This is a genomic window from Tardiphaga sp. vice154 (assembly GCF_007018645.1).
Lineage (GTDB): Bacteria > Pseudomonadota > Alphaproteobacteria > Rhizobiales > Xanthobacteraceae > Tardiphaga.
This window is the reverse complement of record NZ_CP041399.1, coordinates 3,062,007-3,079,013: the sequence shown is the minus strand read 5'-3', so window position 1 is coordinate 3,079,013 and position 17,007 is coordinate 3,062,007. Positions and strand designations below refer to the sequence as shown.

Annotated in this window: 19 protein-coding genes and 1 pseudogene; 10 read left to right on the top strand and 10 right to left on the bottom strand. The window is 64.3% G+C overall.

Annotated elements, in window-relative coordinates:
* The first annotated feature begins 163 nt into the window (after positions 1-163).
* Entirely contained in the window at positions 164-970 is an 807-nt protein-coding gene (locus FIU28_RS14355; protein ID WP_143573932.1) for an outer membrane protein, read from the top strand.
* Positions 971-1,030: 60 nt separating this feature from the next.
* Here the strand turns inward: FIU28_RS14355 and FIU28_RS14350 are convergent, their stop codons facing one another.
* Complete coding sequence (locus tag FIU28_RS14350; RefSeq protein WP_143573931.1) at positions 1,031-1,258, bottom strand: hypothetical protein; 228 nt, start codon at positions 1,256-1,258, stop codon at positions 1,031-1,033.
* 194 nt (positions 1,259-1,452) lie between these two features.
* On the opposite strand from FIU28_RS14350, the gene FIU28_RS14345 reads away from it, so the two are divergent.
* Together FIU28_RS14345 and FIU28_RS14340 are read left to right on the top strand one after the other, a co-directional pair.
* On the top strand, positions 1,453-1,641 hold the full coding sequence (locus tag FIU28_RS14345; RefSeq protein WP_143573930.1) for a hypothetical protein: 189 nt from the start codon (positions 1,453-1,455) through the stop codon (positions 1,639-1,641).
* A 282-nt stretch (positions 1,642-1,923) separates the two neighbouring features.
* Positions 1,924-2,799, top strand: a complete 876-nt coding sequence (locus tag FIU28_RS14340; RefSeq protein ID WP_246660681.1) for a LysR family transcriptional regulator — start codon at positions 1,924-1,926, stop codon at positions 2,797-2,799.
* Here FIU28_RS14340 and FIU28_RS14335 read toward each other — a convergent pair.
* The 4 genes from FIU28_RS14335 to FIU28_RS14320 form a co-directional block, all read right to left on the bottom strand.
* Positions 2,771-3,208 (bottom strand): DUF930 domain-containing protein, encoded by a 438-nt coding sequence (locus FIU28_RS14335; RefSeq protein WP_246660680.1) that lies wholly within the window; start codon positions 3,206-3,208, stop codon positions 2,771-2,773. The two genes, FIU28_RS14340 and FIU28_RS14335, sit on opposite strands and share 29 nt — an antisense overlap.
* A 105-nt stretch (positions 3,209-3,313) precedes the next feature.
* On the bottom strand, positions 3,314-3,568 hold the full coding sequence (locus tag FIU28_RS14330; RefSeq protein ID WP_143573929.1) for a hypothetical protein: 255 nt from the start codon (positions 3,566-3,568) through the stop codon (positions 3,314-3,316).
* A 114-nt stretch (positions 3,569-3,682) separates the two neighbouring features.
* Entirely contained in the window at positions 3,683-3,868 is a 186-nt protein-coding gene (locus FIU28_RS14325; RefSeq protein ID WP_143573928.1) for a hypothetical protein, read from the bottom strand.
* Positions 3,869-3,934: 66 nt separating this feature from the next.
* Positions 3,935-4,645: a Spy/CpxP family protein refolding chaperone gene (locus FIU28_RS14320; RefSeq protein WP_441351302.1), complete on the bottom strand. Its 711-nt coding sequence runs from the start codon at positions 4,643-4,645 to the stop codon at positions 3,935-3,937.
* A gap of 195 nt (positions 4,646-4,840) precedes the next feature.
* Here FIU28_RS14320 and FIU28_RS14315 point away from each other — a divergent pair, with 195 nt between their 5' ends.
* Both FIU28_RS14315 and FIU28_RS14310 read left to right on the top strand, forming a co-directional pair.
* Positions 4,841-5,833: a hydroxyacid dehydrogenase gene (locus FIU28_RS14315; RefSeq protein ID WP_143573926.1), complete on the top strand. Its 993-nt coding sequence runs from the start codon at positions 4,841-4,843 to the stop codon at positions 5,831-5,833.
* Between the two features lie 38 nt (positions 5,834-5,871).
* The gene (locus tag FIU28_RS14310; protein ID WP_143573925.1) at positions 5,872-6,309 is read left to right on the top strand and encodes a hypothetical protein; all 438 of its coding nucleotides are present in this window, start codon (positions 5,872-5,874) and stop codon (positions 6,307-6,309) included.
* A 78-nt stretch (positions 6,310-6,387) separates the two neighbouring features.
* Here FIU28_RS14310 and FIU28_RS14305 read toward each other — a convergent pair whose 3' ends face one another.
* Both FIU28_RS14305 and FIU28_RS14300 read right to left on the bottom strand, forming a co-directional pair.
* Positions 6,388-6,801, bottom strand: coding sequence for a (R)-mandelonitrile lyase (locus FIU28_RS14305; protein WP_143573924.1), 414 nt, complete (start codon positions 6,799-6,801; stop codon positions 6,388-6,390).
* Between the two features lie 26 nt (positions 6,802-6,827).
* Complete coding sequence (locus FIU28_RS14300) at positions 6,828-7,526, bottom strand: ribonuclease activity regulator RraA (RefSeq protein WP_143573923.1); 699 nt, start codon at positions 7,524-7,526, stop codon at positions 6,828-6,830.
* A gap of 227 nt (positions 7,527-7,753) precedes the next feature.
* Here FIU28_RS14300 and FIU28_RS14295 point away from each other — a divergent pair, with 227 nt between their 5' ends.
* The 4 genes and pseudogenes from FIU28_RS14295 to FIU28_RS14280 all read left to right on the top strand — a co-directional run bounded on the left by FIU28_RS14295 (position 7,754) and on the right by FIU28_RS14280 (position 11,731).
* Positions 7,754-8,482 (top strand): 5-oxoprolinase subunit B family protein, encoded by a 729-nt coding sequence (locus tag FIU28_RS14295; protein WP_143573922.1) that lies wholly within the window; start codon positions 7,754-7,756, stop codon positions 8,480-8,482.
* Positions 8,479-9,519: a biotin-dependent carboxyltransferase family protein gene (locus tag FIU28_RS14290; RefSeq protein WP_143573921.1), complete on the top strand. Its 1,041-nt coding sequence runs from the start codon at positions 8,479-8,481 to the stop codon at positions 9,517-9,519. Before FIU28_RS14295 ends, FIU28_RS14290 begins: the two co-directional genes overlap by 4 nt.
* Positions 9,520-9,541: 22 nt before the next feature.
* Positions 9,542-10,315, top strand: coding sequence for a 5-oxoprolinase subunit PxpA (locus FIU28_RS14285; protein ID WP_143573920.1), 774 nt, complete (start codon positions 9,542-9,544; stop codon positions 10,313-10,315).
* A 243-nt stretch (positions 10,316-10,558) separates the two neighbouring features.
* Positions 10,559-11,731 (top strand): annotated as a pseudogene (locus FIU28_RS14280) (IS481 family transposase).
* A 28-nt stretch (positions 11,732-11,759) separates the two neighbouring features.
* Here the strand turns inward: FIU28_RS14280 and FIU28_RS14275 are convergent.
* Together FIU28_RS14275 and FIU28_RS14270 are read right to left on the bottom strand one after the other, a co-directional pair.
* The gene (locus tag FIU28_RS14275; RefSeq protein ID WP_441351301.1) at positions 11,760-12,968 is read right to left on the bottom strand and encodes an ABC transporter substrate-binding protein; all 1,209 of its coding nucleotides are present in this window, start codon (positions 12,966-12,968) and stop codon (positions 11,760-11,762) included.
* A gap of 59 nt (positions 12,969-13,027) precedes the next feature.
* Positions 13,028-14,311, bottom strand: a complete 1,284-nt coding sequence (locus FIU28_RS14270) for a hydroxymethylglutaryl-CoA reductase, degradative (RefSeq protein WP_143573918.1) — start codon at positions 14,309-14,311, stop codon at positions 13,028-13,030.
* Positions 14,312-14,486: 175 nt separating this feature from the next.
* Between FIU28_RS14270 and FIU28_RS14265 the strand changes: the two genes are divergently transcribed.
* Positions 14,487-15,830: an aminotransferase-like domain-containing protein gene (locus FIU28_RS14265; protein WP_441351642.1), complete on the top strand. Its 1,344-nt coding sequence runs from the start codon at positions 14,487-14,489 to the stop codon at positions 15,828-15,830.
* 10 nt (positions 15,831-15,840) lie between these two features.
* On the opposite strand, the gene FIU28_RS14260 is transcribed toward FIU28_RS14265, so the two are convergent.
* Positions 15,841-16,884: an aliphatic amidase gene (locus FIU28_RS14260; protein WP_246661003.1), complete on the bottom strand. Its 1,044-nt coding sequence runs from the start codon at positions 16,882-16,884 to the stop codon at positions 15,841-15,843.
* Between the last annotated feature and the right edge of the window lie 123 nt (positions 16,885-17,007).

The following is a 17,007-nucleotide window of genomic DNA, read 5'->3' as shown; positions in this document are numbered from 1 at the left end:
CGTCCAATTCGTTAAGCACCAGCCATCTTTGTCCATATCGGCGGGGCTTCAGAGCCCTAATCCGGCGATCAAGGCAAGGCTGTGTCCCTGCGGTGACAGCCATTTGCCGGCCACCCCGCTAGAAAGCGTGATCGTCCATCGATCGGGACGGAAAGGTATTCTAATGAAACTCCTGGTTCTCGCCGTCGCGTTTGCAGCATCGGGCGCGGCTTCCGCCGCAGCCGCCGATCTGTCGTCGCGCGCCTGGACCAAGGCGCCCGCGGCGCATGAAGCGGGCTTCAACTGGGGCGGCTGGTATGTCGGCGGCCACGCCGGCGGCGCCTGGGGCCGTTCTGACACCTCCAGCGCGTTCATCAACGGCACCGCACCGATCGCCAACCAGCAGGCCGTAGCTGCGGCCTCGCCACGGCTCGAGCCCGACGGCTTCACTGGCGGCGGCCAGGTCGGCTATAACCATCAGGTCGATCGCTGGCTGTTCGGCGTCGAGGCCGATGCCAGCTACTTCGGGCTGAAGCAGGCCCGCACTGCCGCCGCACCGTTCCCGATCGGCATCAGCACGTTCAGCACGACCAATTCGGTGTCTACCGACTGGCTGGTGACGCTGCGTCCGCGTGTTGGCTACGCCGTCGATCGCACGCTGTTCTATGCCACGGGCGGTCTCGCCCTGACGGAGATGAAGAGCAGCAGCGGCTTTGCCGATTCGACCGGACAGAACCAGACCGCGGGCCTGACCAAGGTCACGGCCGGCTGGGCCGCCGGCGCCGGCATCGAACACGCCTTTACCAATAACTGGTCAGCCAAGGTCGAATATCTGTATTCGGATTTTGGCAAGCAGTCGTTTTCAAGCCCGATCTTCGCCGGCCAGACGCCGACGGCTGGCTTGATCGCCCATGACGTCGATCTCAAGGTCAGCACCGTGCGCGGCGGTTTGAACTATCACTTCGGTGGCGCCCCGGTCGCGCGCTACTGAGACAGCCGTCCAGAAAAAAGCCCCCGTTCGCGGGGGCTTTTTTCGTCTGGAACTCGGATTTCAGCCTGCCAGCGCCATCGCCGGAAGTTCGCCGGACTGCTGCTCGATCGTGATGATCCAGCGCAGCGGCCAGCAGGTCAGGTCGGGACTGACCATCTTGATATAGCCGGAAATAAAGACGTCCCCGTCGTCCCCGCGCTTGAAATGTTCATCGACCATCCGACCGTGAAGATGCGCCATCCGGCAGCGGCGCATTTGCTCGTAGTTGGTCGTCTCGTACTTGGTCACGAAGTTTCTCTCCACGCATGGTCTCGACCGCGAAAGTGTCGCCGACTCACGGTTAACAAAGGCTGAACCGCAATTGGGGCGGTAGCACGATAAGCGGCGGAAAATACACAGAAGCCCCCGACTTTGCGCGATCGGATTTACCGACGTTTGAAGAATTCGCACCACAATCTGCGGATATTGATCGGGAGATACCGATGCTTTCAATAGCCGCCATCCTGACCTTGGCTGCCGGGGTATTCTATGCCGCAAGCACCAACACCACGGGATGGGCGATGCAGGTCTGTCGCTACGGCGACTTCTTCTGCGTCAACCCGTCCTCGCTGATGATCGCCGCCGTACTGTCACTGATCTGGGCGTTTTTCCTGCGCGTCGATCGGTTGTAACTCATCAAGTCCCGAGACCGCACAGCGCCCGATCGGATATGTCTGCGTTGGCGGCCGGCAGTAGCAGGGTGTTAAATCGCAGATGATGATCGCAAGAAAACTGCGCACATCGCGGTCATCGCTGCACCATATTACCAAACAGCAGAGGTGTGCCAGTGCATCGACGTAGATAATCGAGGTATAGTTCTGAACCAAATCGCGCGATCGCTGCTACCAACACGACACAGGAAGTACTTCGATCAGTTTTTAGTAGCTCTACATTTTCCAGTCCAGGATTACGTGATGCCCAGACGATACCAACCGTTGAACATTCCGATCGAAATCGTCCGCACCGTCGTTGCGATTTCCGAAACAGGAAGCCTCACGAAAGCGGCGGAGAAGCTCGGGCTGAGCCAGCCCGCCGTGAGCTCACAGATCAAACGGATTCAGTCGATGGTCGGCGGTGCGCTGTTTGCGCGGACCGCCAACGGCACCACGGCGACACAGCTCGGCAAGCTGGTGCTGCATCAGGCGCGCCGCATTCTTGAAGCCAACGACCAGATGCTGCGCCTTGGCGGCGCCGCGCATCTGCCGCAGCCGGTGCGGCTGGGGCTGAGTACATTGTTCGTACGTGAATTCCTTGGTCACCAAACGGCGCAGAGCCTGACCGACGTCGTCATTCAGACCGACAATTCTGTTGGCATCACCAAGGGGCTGATCGACGGCTATATCGACATCGCCTACATCCTGGAAAATCCTGAGATGACCAGTGAGATCGCCCATCTCATCGTCAACGACACCGATGAGGAATTCGTCTGGGTGCGGTCGCGCGATTTCGTACTGAGTCCGGATTCGCCGATCCCGATCCTGACCTGGCCCGGCGACGACCTGATGATCCGCACGCTGACGCGGCAGGGCATCGCCTACAAGGTCGTGTTCAACAGTCCCGACTACCACGCCAAGCTAGCGGCGGTGGAGGCCGGCATCGGCATTGCTGCGATTCCGCGTCGCCTGATTCCGCCGTCGCTGGTATGGGCACAGGAAAATTATCTGCCCGAATTGCCGCCCATCAAGGCACTGCTCTGTGCGCGTTCGAATCTCGAAAGCAGCCAGGGCCGCAAACTGCTTGAAGACATAGCCACCCTGTTCTTCAAGGCGCAGGTGCCCACGCTGATCTAGCGCGCGCCCGCTTGTTTGACTTCGGCACGAGATAATGCGCGTCCCATTCGCGGCGCGGCACTTCACCGCCGAGCTGATAGGCGAACGCCACAACGTCCAGACCGTCCGCATTGGTCTTGCAGGTATAAGAAAGCCGGTACCATTTCCCGTTGCTGCGGATTGCTCCGCCAGGCGCGGTGATCTTGCTTCCGCGCAAAATGGGATCGGTGAAGGCGTAAGCCACGAACTCGTCGGGTTCGAACCCTTTGTGCTCCCGTTGCACCGCGCCCATCGCGCGTGCGTCGCAGCGTTGCTCGATGCGCGTCTCGGACGACAGCTTCAGCATCTGCGCGATTTGCGCTTTGGCGGCATGGACTGGCCCCGCGCTCATCATGGTGGCGGCGGCCAGTGCACAGGCAATCGTTTTCATGAAATCAGACCAGCTTGGAGATTGCGGAGAGCGCAGGTCTTAGCACGTCCATCGCGTGCAAAAACCCCGCCGGGCTAGCGGCGAGGTCACGATGATCCTATCGGTTCAGCCTATGCGGTCGTAGGTCAAAAGCTGGTGGAATTCGGAGGGTGCAAACTGACGGCCGCCGAGGCCGGAGATTCGCACCCGCCAACCGGCGTCGTTGAGCACCCGGGCCTGGGCCACAGCGACGTCCGGAATGATTCGGTGCGTCACCATGCTCTGGTCGTTCCGCGTGGCGTGAATGGTGAAGATCTCACCCCGCCCCGACATCATGTCCACAGCCGGGGCAGTGTCGCTATTCGAGATCATGGTCGCCAACGGAATTCTCCATCGCTCGCCGTGTATCGGAACAGGGTGCAACCGCATGATTAACAGAAATTTAACGCCGCGGTCTGAACAGCAACACGTTCGCGTGTTGCTGTTCAGTGGCGGCTAGTTCTTGCTGTCGCCGTCCGGCTTGCTCCTGGCGGGCTGCGTGGCGCTGACGGGGTCCGAGGCGGGGAACGAGCCTTCCAGACCGGCCTTCAGTTCGCCATGCTTCTTGCGGTCGGCCTTGGCGGCTTCTTCGATGCTGACGGCGTGCTTGTCGTGCGGGGCGGGATCAAATTTGTCGGTCATGGTGTTCTCCAGTGTCGTGATGAAAACACCCCGGACGCCAACAGGTTCCATCCCGGTTCCCTGGCCTCAGTCGAGCCCGCGTTCGCGGCTCAGGCGGACCATTTCCTCGATAAACAACGCTTTCTGCCGGGCATCGAGACTGGCAAACAACGGTTCTGCGGCATCGGCTACATTGCGCTGGTCGACCGCCCGGTCATTGAGGAACTGCGCCTCATTGCGCATCTGCTCGATGATATCATCCGGCGGGTCGCGCTTGGCGCGGGCGATGCGCAATTTAAGGCGGTCGGCGCCGTTGTTGCCGAGATAATGCATCGCACTGTTGAAGCCGGCCCAGTTTTTCTCCTGCTCCGGCGTCAGGTTCAGCGCAGTCTTGATGCGGGCGATATTCGCATCGCTGTTGGCGACGACCTGCTCGGCCGTCAGCTCCGGCTCGGAGCCCGGCGCGGCCTGCGCGGCCTCCCTGGCCTTCTTGAGCCGGGCATTGCGCGCCGCCTTCGTCTCCTTCGGTTGCCGGGTGCCGGCCTGCGCCGGGCCACGCACGGTGGTATTGTTGGCGGGCACGCCGAGCACGCCGCCGACCACACCCACGACGCCGCCGATGGCGCCTCCCAGCACGCCGCCGATCGGACCCGCTGCCTTGTTGCCCTGCGCCGCGCCCCGCTGCACGCCCTGCACCAGCCCCTGCGCGTGGACGACCACCGAACCGGTCAGAAGCATGATGGTGGCGACACCGAGCGCACCACGCCATCCGGCGCGCCGCGGCGTCGGTCGGATCAGTCGGGTCATGAGAGCATCTCCATTACGTCGCGCCCACCAATCGCCGGCACGCCCGAATCCTATCGTTTCCGAAGACGGCGAGTCGATGGCCGCCATGCCACACCCGGATGGACCTTGGTGCAATAGGCCTGTTAGAAACGCCGGGCGCGGCCGACATCGGCAAGACGCTCAAAAGCAAACGCGGGACGGAACGAGATGACCACAAACAAGAAGAAACTGCTGATTACCGAATCGCTGTCGCCGCAGGGCCGCGCGTTGTTCGATGAGCGCGGCGACATCGAGACGGTCGAGTTCCCCAATTTGATCTCCGCCACAGATTTCAACGCGCTGCTGCGGCAAGAGGCGCCGGTGCACGGCGTGGCGCTCGGCGCGACGCGCTTTGGCGAAGCGGAGCTCGAAGCCTCCGGCGACATGAAGGTCGTGGCGCGGATCGGCGTCGGCTATGACGCCGTCGACGTCGAGGCGCTCAACAAGCGCAAGGTGCCCTTGATGATCGCCGGCACGGCGAACTCGCCCTCCGTCGCCGAGCAGGCGCTGTTCATGATGCTGACGCTGGCCAAGCGCGCGGTCGAGCTGCATGCGCTGGTCAAGGATGGCAACTGGAGCACGCGGTTCGGCATGCTGCCGTTCGATCTGTTCGGCAAGACCGTGCTGGTGGTGGGCTTCGGCCGGATCGGCACGCGCACTGCCCGGCGCTGCCTGGCCATGGAAATGACCGTGCAGGTCTATGACCCCTACGTCTCCGCCGAGACGATCCGGGAAGCCGGCTGCGAGCCGGTCAGCGACCTCGACGCGGCCCTGCCGCACGCCGATTTCGTCACCTTGCACTGCCCGAAGACCAGCGACACGATCGGCCTGTTCGATGCGCCACGCATCGCGCGGATGAAGCCCACGGCCTATCTGATCAACACCGCGCGCGGCGGCATCGTGGTGGAGACGGCGTTGTACGACGCGCTGGTCGCTAGGAAACTTGCCGGCGCCGGCCTCGACGTGTTCGAGGTCGAGCCGCCGCCGCTCGGCCACAAACTGTTCGAGCTGCCCAACGTGATCATCGCCCCGCACGTCGCCGGCGTCACGCGCGAGGCGCTCGATCGCATGGGGCTGCAGACCGCGCGCAACATGCTGAGCGTGCTCGACGGCGAGCCGATCCGGCCAAACGCCGTCAATGCCGACGTGCTTGACGCATGAAACCATGCGATAATCGCGTTTTTTCGGAGGTAGCCTAGTTGACTCAAAACGATCCGACCGATCATGCCCTCGCGGCGATCGCGAGCATTCTCGATCACTCGCACGAGAAGCCCGACAGCAAAGCTGAGGTCGTGCCGCTGACGGAAGTTGCAGCGGCTGCCGTGGCTCGCGAGCCCGCGGTCCTGACGCCGGAGATCGACGTCGACAGCTACAGCAAGCTTGGCCCCGGCCCGCTCGACGCCATCCGCTTTCGCTGGACGGCCCGGCGCGACGACGAGGGGCAGTACTTCGTCGACGAGACGATAGGCCCGAGCTCGCGTCCGCTGGTGCTTGGCCCCATGCCGCGGCACGAAATCGTCGGTTTCATCGATGCCCGGGAAGCCAGCGCCCGCCGCCGCTTCGAGGCCCTGAAGAACGAAATGACCTTCGGCAAGCGCATGCCGGATTATGATCGCGAGGCGAACGGCGAGAGCTGAACGAATCTGGCTGTTCTGAACATTCCCAGATTCCGGGTTCGCTCGCGGCTGACGCCGCTCCCGCCCCGGAATGACAGTCTAAGTATCAGACCCTACGTTGCCGCCATACTCGCTATCGCTGACCTTCTCCATCCAGGTGGCGAAGCTGCCGTCGAGCGCTTCCTGCATCGCGATGTGCGCCATCGCGTGGTCCGGCGCCGCGCCGTGCCAGTGCTTCTCGCCCGGCGGAATCCATACGGTGTCGCCGGGCTTTATCTCGAGGATCGGCCCGCCTTGCGTCTGCACCCGGCCGACGCCGGAGACGACGTACAGGGTCTGGCCGAGCGGATGGGTGTGCCAGGCGGTGCGCGCGCCGGGCTCGAACGACACCCTTGTTGCGGCAAGCCGCGCCGGGGCTTCGGTGGCAATGATCGGGTCCTGCCAGACCGTGCCGGTGAAGTAGTCCTGCGGCGCCCGAACGGTGGGACGCGAATTGGCTGCATGAATCTTCATCGGCACGGCCTCGCTGTTGTGATGCGTTACTTCTTCGACGCGGCGTAGCGCGCCTTGGTCTCGGCGTTCATCGGATAGAGGCCTGGCAGCGTCGCGCCGTTGTTGACCTCGTCGACGATCCACGCCTCCATGCGCTCCTGCTCCGCGCCCTCGGCGAGGATCAGGTCGAGGAACGCCTTCGGGATCACCACGGCGCCATCCTGGTCGGCGACGATCACGTCATCCGGGAAGATCGCAACGCCGCCGCAGCCGATCGGCTCGCCCCAGCCGACGAAAGTGAGACCCGCGACCGACGGCGGCGCGGCGTAGCCGGCGCACCATACCGGGAGGTTGGTGCCGAGCACGCCTTCCAGATCGCGCACCGCGCCATCGGTGATCAAGGCCGCGACGCCGCGCTTCTGCATGCGGGCACAGAGGATGTCGCCAAAAATACCGGCGTCGACGATGCCCATCGCATCGACCACGGCGATGCAGCCTTCCGGCATGGCTTCGATGGCGGTGCGGGTCGAGATCGGCGACGACCATGATTCCGGCGTGGCGAGATCCTCGCGGGCGGGCACGAAACGCAGCGTGAAGGCCGGGCCGACCAGGCGCGGCTGGCCCGGGCGCAGCGGCTTGGCGCCGCGCAGCCAGACGTTTCGCAAGCCCTTCTTCAACAGGACCGTGGTGATGGTCGCCGTGGAGACCTTGGACAGGGTGGCGATGGCTTCGGGGGTCAGGGACATGCGCGGGGGCTCTTTGGGTGCGAGATAGACAGGCGGCGCATCTTGCGGCGGAAAGCCGCCGCGTCAACCCCGCACAATCGTCGTGCAGCAATGCGTCGATCAATCCTGCTTATCGCGAACACACGTTTTAATTAATTGAAGTCGCTCGCTTATTCGCAGATTGCGAATTCCACTGTTCGGCAAAACGCGCTATGCACGCACTGTCCCGAGACTGATGTTGTGAGGCCATGGCCGACCCGCTCACCCCGCCCCGCATCCTGCCGTCTGGCGATGCCGCCATTACCGTCGAATTCAGCCGCACCATCGACGCGGATGCCAACCGCCGCGTGCTGGCGCTGGACAAGCTTGTCGCGGGCGCCGCCCTTGCCGGCGTGACCGAGACGGTGCCGACCTATCGCTCGCTGCTGGTGCATTACGATCCGCTGCAGATCGACTTCGAGGCGCTGGGCGCGCAACTTACCGAGCTGGCGCTCAGGCCGCTGCCCGAGCAGACCGCAACGCGGCGCTGGCGCATCCCGGTTGCCTATGGCGGCGACAATGGCATCGATCTCGAAGACGTTGCCAAAACGCTCGCCATTACGCCCGACGAAGTCGTGTCGCGGCATGTCGGCGGCGACTACCGCGTGGCGATGATCGGCTTCACGCCGGGCTGGTCCTATCTCTCCGGCCTGCCCGCCTCGATGCAGATCTCGCGGCGCAAGGACCCGCGGCTGCTGACGCCGCCCGGCACGATCTCGATCGGCGGAATCCAGACCGGCGTGCAATGTCTTGCGGGCCCCAGCGGCTGGCATCTGCTGGGCCGCACGGCGGTCCGCACCTATCAGCTCGGGCGCGACCCGATCTTCCTGCTCGAACCCGGCGACGCCATCAGCTTTATTGCCGTCGATGAAAAGACCTTCGCCGAACAGGAACGCGCGGCCGAGGCCGGTGAGTTTGTCGCCGAGGTCGTATCATGAGCCGGCTCGTCGTAACTTCGGTCAGCCCCGGGACTTCGGTGCAGGACGCCGGCCGGTTCGGCGCGCAGCGCTACGGGCTGGTGCCCTCCGGCGCGGTCGATCGGCTGGCGTTGGCCGCCGCCAATGCGCTGGTCGGCAATGCGCTGTTTGCAGCCACGATCGAACTCGGACCGCTCAATACCGTGCTGACGGCGCGCGACGGTGCCGTGCGCGTGGCGCTGACCGGCGCCACCCGTCCAGCCGACGTCGGCGGTGTGCCGCTGGCCCTGAACAGCTCGATGACCCTTGCCGACGGCGAGAGTCTGACGCTCGGCGTCGCGCGCGCCGGCACCTTCGGCTATCTCGCGATCGAGGGCGGCGTCACCGGCGAACCGATGTTCGGCAGCCTTGCGGTCAACGCCCGCGCCGGGCTCGGCAGCCCCTATCCGCGACCATTGCAGGCCGGCGACGAATTGCAGGTGACGGCCGCCCGCAGCGCCAGCGAGAAGCGCATCGATCTGCCGGCGCCGGCCGACGGCCCGATCCGCGTCGTGATGGGCCCGCAGGATGACGAGTTCGGCGACGACAAGGACCTGTTCCTGAACAGCGAGTGGAAGATCTCGGCGATGTCTGACCGGATGGGCTATCGGCTCGAAGGCCCCGCCGTCAGGCATCTGCATGGCCACAACATCGTCTCCGATGGCACCGTCAACGGCTCGATCCAAGTGCCGGGCGCCGGCACGCCGATCGTGCTGATGCCGGATCGCGGCACGTCGGGTGGCTATCCAAAAATCGCTACCGTGATTTCTGCCGATCTCGGCCGCTTCGGCCAGACCCAGCCCGGCCGCGGTTTTCGTTTCAAGGCTGTCACGATGGCCGAGGCGCAAGCCGAATACCGCGCCTTTGCTCAACTGCTGCAAAGCCTGCCCGGCCGCGTCCACGACGCCGATAATTTGACGATCGACATCGAGGCGCTGCATTCCACCAATGTCGCAGGCGCCGCGATCAGCGCGACGGACGCCTGGACCTGGCAGAGCCAGCCGATAGCGCAAGACTAGTTCCCTTCCCGCAACGATGAGCATGACCATGAACATTGATCTCAACTGCGATCTCGGCGAGGGCTTTGGCGCCTGGGAGATGGGCAACGACGCCGCCATGATCGAACTGGCCACCTCGGTCAACATCGCCTGCGGTTTTCACGCCGGTGACGCCGACACCATGCGCAAGACCGTGCAGCTTGCAAAAGCGCGCAACGTCTCGATCGGCGCACATCCCGGTTACCGCGACCTGCACGGTTTTGGCCGCCGTCCGATCGCCGGGCTCACCGCAAACGAGATCGAGAATCTGGTGGCCTATCAGATCGGCGCGCTGCAATCGGTTGCCGCGCTTGAGGGCTACAAGGTCACCCATGTGAAGGCGCATGGCGCGCTGTCCAACGTCGCCTGCGAGGACGACATGACCGCGCGCGCGATCGCCTCCGCGATCAAGGCGGTCGACCGCAACCTCGTTTTCGTCGTGCTGGCGAATTCGAAACTCGTCGATGCCGGCGAAGCCGCCAACCTGCCGATGGTCCACGAAGTATTCGCCGACCGCGCCTACAACGAGGATTCCACGCTAGTGTCGCGCAAGAAGCCGGGCGCGGTGCTGCACGATCCCGCTCTGATTGCCGAGCGCGTCGTGAAGATGGTGCAGGACGGCGCGGTGGCAGCGATCACTGGCAAGGTGATCAAGCTGCGCTCTGACACGGTCTGCATCCACGGCGACACGCCCGGCGCCGTCGAGATTGCGCAACGCATTCGCGCCGAGCTGAAGGAAGCGGGGATCGACGTCAAGCCGTTCAAGGTGGCGGGCTAACTTATCTCACTACGACGCGCCTGCGTCGCGCTCCCTCGCCCCGCCCTTGCGGGGAGAGGGCTGGGGTGAGGGGCACTTGCGAGTGAAACACTTAGTTGCCCCTCACCCGTCTCGAATGACGTGCGGTCCTTCGAGCCACCCTCTCCCCGCAAGATGTTCAGCCCGGACAGATCCCTGACAGGTGTTCGGAGACATAGCTGACACATCCATACTGGCTGGAATGCCCTTTTTCAGGAGGCTTCCATGCCATGGCGAGAGGTGTCGGTGATGGATCAGCGGCGCGAGTTTGCCCTTTTGGCGAGGCAGGAGGGCGTCAACCGGCGGGAGTTGTGCCGGCGGTTTGGGATCAGCCCGGACACCGGCTACAAGTGGATGGAGCGGGCTAAGGCCGGCGATGCGGAGTTCGCCGATCGGTCGCGGCGGCCGCATGTCAGTCCGCGACGCAGCGATGCGGCGATCGAGGCGCAGGTGCTGGCCGTGCGCGATGCCCATCCCGCGTGGGGCGCGCGCAAGATCGCATCCTGCCTGTAACGCGCCGGCGTGTCGCCGCCGGCAACTTCCACCGTGCATGCGATCCTGTCCCGCAACGGCCGCATCATCCCGCCGCCGGGTGGGCGGGCACAGTTGCTCGGGCGGTTCGAGAAGGAGGCGCCGAACCAGCTGTGGCAGATGGACTTCAAAGGCCGCATGCCACTGGAGAACGGCTCGGCGAGCCATCCGCTGACCGTGATCGACGACCACTCGCGCTATTCGCTGTGCATCGGCGCTTGCGCCAACGAACAAAGCACAACGGTGCAGCAGCACCTGACCTGCACCTTCCGCCGCTACGGCATGCCGGATGCGCTGTTCGTCGACAACGGCTCGCCATGGGGTGACAGCGGCGGCTCACGCTGGACAGCCCTGCGGGTCTGGCTGCTGCGGCTCGGCGTCGATATGATCTATGCTAGGCCCTATCATCCGCAAAGCCGCGGCAAGAACGAACGTTTCCACCGCACGCTCAAGGCCGAGGTGTTCGCCCTGCGGCGCTTCCGCAACCTGCTGGAGGTTCAGCGTGCCTGCGATGCCTGGCGCACCGTCTACAACTGCCAACGCCCTCATGAGGCGCTCGACATGGACGTTCCCGCCTCGCGCTACAAGCCCAGTGCGCGACCGATGCCGGACAAGCCGGCCGAGATCGAATACGCCGACGGCGAGATCGTCCGCCGCGTCTCCGACGATCGGTGCATCAGTTTCAGGAACAGGCCTTGGCGCGTGCCAAAAGCCTTCCGCGGCGAGCGCTTGGCAATCCGCCCTAAGGACCGCGACGGCCACTACGGTGTGTTCTTCGGAAGCCGGCAAGTCGGCGAAATCGACTTGACCGGCAGCAAAAGTGTCAGTGATGTATCCGAACAGGCGTCAGCTATGTCTCCGGGCTGAACAAAGAGCGGGGCGAGGGAAACAAGCGCTACTTCATCGCCATCGCACAGTTGCCCTGCTCGATGGGGCGGAACGCTTCGGCGGCCGGGATGGTCTCGATCAGCTTGTAGAAGTCCCACGGCGCCTTGGATTCCTGCGGCGTCTTGACCTGGAACAGATACATGTTGTGGATGTGGCGGCCGTCGGCGCGGACCTTGCCCTCGCCGAACAGCGGATCTTTCGACGGCAGTTCCTTCATCTTGGCGACCACCGCCTGCCCGTCCGATGAATCGGCCGCCGCAGCAGCGCGCAGGTAATGCAGCGTGCCGGCATAGACGCCGGCCTGATTGGCGGTCGGACGCCGGCCGTTCATCTGAGCCGCGAAACGATCGGCAAACTTGCGGGTACCCTCGTCGGTGTCCCAATAGAAGCCTTCGGTCAGATACAGTCCCTTGGCATCCTTCAGGCCGATCGCGTTGACGTCGCTGAGCTGCATCAGCAAAGCCGCCAATTCCTGGCCGCCGGCCTGCAGGCCGAATTCCGACGCCGTCTTGACCGAGTTGACGGTGTCGCCGACCGCATTGGCGAAGGCCACGATCTTCGCCTTGCTCGACTGCGCCTGCAGCAGGAAGGACGAGAAGTCGGACGTGCCCGTCGGATGCCGAACGGCGCCCAGAATTTTGCCGTTCTCCGACTTGATGACGTCGGAGGCGTCCTTCTCCAGCGCGTGGCCGAACGCATAGTCGGCGGTGACGAAGAACCAGGTGTCCTTCTTGGCGCGCAGCAGCGCCAGCGCGGTGCCATGCGCCAGCGCCCAGGTGTCGTAGGTCCAGTGCACGGTGTTCGGCGAGCACTTCTCGCCGGTCAGAAGCGAAGTGCCCGGCCCCGACGCCACGAAGGCCGTCTTGCTGCCGCGCACCACTTCCTGCACGGCCAGCGCGACCGACGAGAACGGCACGTCGAGAATGACATCGATCTTGTCGATGTCGATCCAGCGCTTCGCCAGCGATGCGCCGATGTCGGCCTTGTTCTGGTGATCCGCCTGCATCAACTCGACCTTGAGGTCCGGCTTCTCGGCCTTGAAATCCTCGATCGCAAGTTTCGCTGCGACGACGGAACCGGGGCCGGTCGAGTCCGCGGCAAAACCGCTGAGGTCGGTCAGCACGCCGAGCTTGATCGTCTTGTTCGGAATCTCCGCGCTGGCTGGTGATAGCGACGTCAGCACGGCGGCCGTGCCGGCGAGCAGCAACATTTTCATCTTGTTCATCTGGTATCCTCCCAATGGTCGTTTTGTTGTTCGTTGGTGTCGTCGTACGGCTAGCCCCGCATCTTGCTCAGAACTTCCTGCGCCACGTCGATGCGAACGGTCTTCTGCTCGACCAGCACCCTGGCGACCGCATCGACTTCGTCGCCGACGCCGCCGGCCATGATCGCGACGTTCTGCGCATGCAGCGCCATGTGGCCGGACTGAATGCCGACCGTGGCCAGCGCCTTCAACGCCGAGAAATTCTGCGCCAGGCCAACCGCTGCGATGATCCGGGCCAGCCGTTCCGCGGTGGTGACGCCGAGGATTTTCAGGCAGGCCTGGGCGGTTGGATGGATCTTGGTCGCGCCGCCGATCAGGCCGACCGCGAGCGGCAGTTCTATCGAGCCGCTGAGATCGCCGTCCTTGTTGATCTCGTAGCGCGTCAGGCTGGTGTAACGGCCGTCGCGGGCGGCATAGGCGTGCGCCCCCGCCTCGACCGCGCGTGTGTCGTTGCCGGTCGCCAGCACGACGGCGCTGATGCCGTTCATGATGCCCTTGTTATGGGTGGCCGCGCGATAGGGATCGGCGGCGGCAAAGTGGTAGGCGCTGAGGATGCCGTCGCGCACGCTTGCGCCGCCGATCTCATCGAGCTTCCACACCGCATGCGCGCGCGCCAGCCGCCGGTCGGCGAGATTGGAGAGGATGCGCAGGAACACCCGGCCGCCGGTCCAGCCGGCGATGTGCGGCGCGATCTTCTCGGCCATAGTGTTGACGGCGTTGGCGCCCATCGCGTCGCGGGTATCGACGATCAGGTGGGTGATCAGCATGGTGCCGCCCAGCGTATCGAGGATGCGCACCTCGACATCGCGAAAGCCGCCGCCGAGCTTCACCAGCAGCGGATCACAGCCGTCGCAGATCGCGCGGATCTCGTCGCGCCGTTCCAGCAGCCGCAGCCGCGCGGCGTGCGGATCGGGCACATCGACCGCCTGCACCTGCGCGATCATCAGCGTCCCCGACACCGAGGTCGTGAATCCCTGATCGTAAGTCTGGCGCGACGCGTTGCAGACGGCGGCGACGACGGAGGATTCCTCGGTCGCCATCGGGATCAGAACGTCTTCGCCGTCGATCTTCACATTCGTGGCAATGCCGATGGGAATGTTCATCGTGGCGATGACGTTCTCGATCATCTTGTCCGCCAATGGCACCGGCAGGTTGCCCATGTCGGCGAGATGCCGCGTGGTCGCGTCGTCGAGCCCGGCGAAGGCGGCCACGAGGTCGAGGCGCTCCTGCGGCGACTTGCGGTGAAAGCCGCCGATCCGCGACGAGCGGTTGTGGCCGTGCTGGGGGATGGTCATCAAGCGTCTCCGGTCCGATGCCTCTGGGGGCTTTTCGGTTGCGGAAACTGTACGGTGAGAGGGGTACGCCGCAAGGAACGCTTTGCACTATTTGGCTAAGGTCCGTACCATCGGTGCAATGGGTACAGTTCAGCAGCCTGACCGGGGGAACAGCCGCTCGCGGGTCGAAACCATCGTGGACGAGGTCATTTCCCGCATCGAGCGGGGGCTGATCCGGCCCGGCGAACGCCTGCCCTCGACGCGCCACGCGGCACTCGCCTTCGCGGCCTCCAAGAACACCATCGTCGATGCCTATGATCGTCTGGTTGCCGCCGGCCAGATCGAGAGCCGCCCCGGCTCCGGCTTCTACGTGTCGCTGAACCGGACGAAGGGCACGCAGACGCCTGAGCCTGCGCGCATCGACGCGGTCGACAGCGTCTGGCTGCTGCGCGAACAGCTCGAGAAGCGCTACGAGGTTCGCGTCGGCGATGGCCGGCCGCCTCCGGCCTGGATGGAGGGCGCCGAGATCGGCCAGTTGCGGCCGGTGAGCCGGCCCGGCCAGCGCACCCTGCCCGAGAGCTATGGCAGTCCCTACGGCCTGCTGGCGCTGCGCGAACGTATCGCGGGCTTCCTGACCGAGCGCTCGATCGCGGCTGCGCCGGCGCAGGTGTTGTTGACCCAGGGTGCCAACGACGCGCTCGACATGATCGTGCGCCAGTTCGTCGAGCCGGGCGACGCCGTACTGGTCGACAGCCCCGGCTACTATCCGCTGTTCGGCAAGCTGCGGCTGGCGAAGGCGCAGCTGATCGGCGTCCGCCGCACGGTCGACGGTCCCGATCCCGACGATCTCGCCGCCAAGGCTGCGGCATCAGGCGCCAAAATCTTCTTCACGCAGTCGCTGGCGCAGAATCCGACGGGCTGCTCGATCACCCTGCCCGTGGCGTACCGCGTGTTGCGAACCGCCAGCGAACTGAACTTGCGGATCGTGGAATCCGATCCGTTCGTCGACGTGCTGGCGAATGCGACGCCGCGGCTGGCGGCGCTCGACCAGCTCGACCGCGTGACCTATGTCGGCACCTTCGCGAAAACCCTGTCAGCCAGCCTGCGCTCCGGCTACATCGCGGGCAATACCGACGTGATCGGCCAGCTCGCTGATCTCAAGATGATCACGCGTGCCAACTCTTCCGGCTATGTCGAGCAGATCATTTTCGATCTGATCACCAGCGGGCGCTACCGCGGCCATCTGAAGCGCCTCACCGGACGGATCGAGGAAGCCACGCGCCAGGCATTTGACACCTTGCAGCAGATCGGCCTGCCGGTGTTCGGCCAGCCGCGCGGCGGATTTTACATGTGGTGCGGATTGCCCGAGCACATCAACGACACGCAGCTATCGCGCATCGCCGCCGAGCAGAGCATCCTGCTGGCGCCCGGCTCCGCCTTCAATCCGGACGGGTCGTCATCACCGCCAGCCATGCGTGTCAACATCGCCCATGTCGGCGACCCGCGCTTCCGAGATTTCATCGCCGAACATTGCGCGTGACGCCCGTGCCTCAGCGATCGTTCAGCATGCCCTCGTGCGGCAATCCCTCGATCGGGCATTCCTCGACGCCGACCGTGGTGCGGGTGAAGGCCTCGACATTGTCGCGGGCCTTTTCGGGATCGTTGACCCAGGTCGAATAGAAATCGAACGGGCAGCCCGAGACGCACTTGTTGCTCTCGCCGGAATTGATGGTGCCGGTGTAGCCGCGGTGCAGCAGCTTGAACAGATGGTTCTCCGATTGTCCGGTGCGCCGCGCATCGCGGATCAGCGATTTCGACAGCGCCGCATACTGGATGCCGTAATCCTCCTCGCCGCATTCGCCGAGCGTGCGGCCGTCGAAGCCGATGATCGCGGAGTGGCCGAAATACGAGTAGACGCCGTCGAATCCGGAAGCGTTGGCAACGGCGACATAGACGTTGTTCGCCCAGGCCATCGCCTTGGCCATCAGCACATGCTGGTCCTTGGCCGGATACATGTGGCCCTGGCAGCGCACGATCAGTTCGGCGCCCTTCAGCGCGCAGTCGCGCCAGATCTCGGGATAGTTGCCGTCGTCGCAGATGATCAGCGAGACCTTCAGGCCTTTTGGGCCTTCCGACACATAGGTGCAGTTGCCGGGATACCAGCCCTCGATCGGCACCCACGGCATGATCTTGCGATATTTCTGCACGATCTCGCCCTGATCGTTCATCAGGATCAGCGTGTTGTACGGCGCCTTGTTGGGATATTGTTCATGCCGCTCGCCGGTCAGCGAGAACACGCCCCACACTTTCGCCTTGCGGCAGGCGACTGCGAAGATGTCGATCTCCTCGCCCGGGACCTGTGAAGCCGTCTCGTACATCTCCGCGGAGTCGTCCATGATGCCCTGCGTCGAATATTCCGGGAAGATCACCAAGTCCATGCCGGGCAGTCCGGACTTCATGCCGACGATCATGTCGGCGATCTTGTGCGCGTTGGCCAGCACCTCGGCCTTGGTATGCAGCCGCGGCATCTTGTAGTTCACGACGGCGACGCCGACCGCGTCCTTGCTGGATGAAATATCGCCGTGATGCGTGATACTGTCTCCGTTCGGCGGCGATCCTGTGCCGACGAGGAGAGACAGGCCATACGTGGATTTACGGATGGGATAATTCCGAGCCAAGGCTGTCATTCCGGGGCGCGGGCGGCGTAAGCCGAACGC

What these genes read in the sequence shown, in the direction of transcription:
- FIU28_RS14285 (WP_143573920.1), top strand. Translation starts at nt 9,542, where the DNA reads ATGACCATGAACATTGATCTCAACTGCGATCTCGGCGAGGGCTTTGGC.
- FIU28_RS14290 (WP_143573921.1), top strand. Translation starts at nt 8,479, where the DNA reads ATGAGCCGGCTCGTCGTAACTTCGGTCAGCCCCGGGACTTCGGTGCAG.
- FIU28_RS14275 (WP_441351301.1), bottom strand. Translation starts at nt 12,968, where the DNA reads ATGAAAATGTTGCTGCTCGCCGGCACGGCCGCCGTGCTGACGTCGCTA.
- FIU28_RS14315 (WP_143573926.1), top strand. Translation starts at nt 4,841, where the DNA reads ATGACCACAAACAAGAAGAAACTGCTGATTACCGAATCGCTGTCGCCG.
- FIU28_RS14305 (WP_143573924.1), bottom strand. Translation starts at nt 6,801, where the DNA reads ATGAAGATTCATGCAGCCAATTCGCGTCCCACCGTTCGGGCGCCGCAG.
- FIU28_RS14295 (WP_143573922.1), top strand. Translation starts at nt 7,754, where the DNA reads ATGGCCGACCCGCTCACCCCGCCCCGCATCCTGCCGTCTGGCGATGCC.
- FIU28_RS14300 (WP_143573923.1), bottom strand. Translation starts at nt 7,526, where the DNA reads ATGTCCCTGACCCCCGAAGCCATCGCCACCCTGTCCAAGGTCTCCACG.
- FIU28_RS14335 (WP_246660680.1), bottom strand. Translation starts at nt 3,208, where the DNA reads ATGAAAACGATTGCCTGTGCACTGGCCGCCGCCACCATGATGAGCGCG.
- FIU28_RS14345 (WP_143573930.1), top strand. Translation starts at nt 1,453, where the DNA reads ATGCTTTCAATAGCCGCCATCCTGACCTTGGCTGCCGGGGTATTCTAT.
- FIU28_RS14355 (WP_143573932.1), top strand. Translation starts at nt 164, where the DNA reads ATGAAACTCCTGGTTCTCGCCGTCGCGTTTGCAGCATCGGGCGCGGCT.
- FIU28_RS14325 (WP_143573928.1), bottom strand. Translation starts at nt 3,868, where the DNA reads ATGACCGACAAATTTGATCCCGCCCCGCACGACAAGCACGCCGTCAGC.
- FIU28_RS14270 (WP_143573918.1), bottom strand. Translation starts at nt 14,311, where the DNA reads ATGACCATCCCCCAGCACGGCCACAACCGCTCGTCGCGGATCGGCGGC.
- FIU28_RS14340 (WP_246660681.1), top strand. Translation starts at nt 1,924, where the DNA reads ATGCCCAGACGATACCAACCGTTGAACATTCCGATCGAAATCGTCCGC.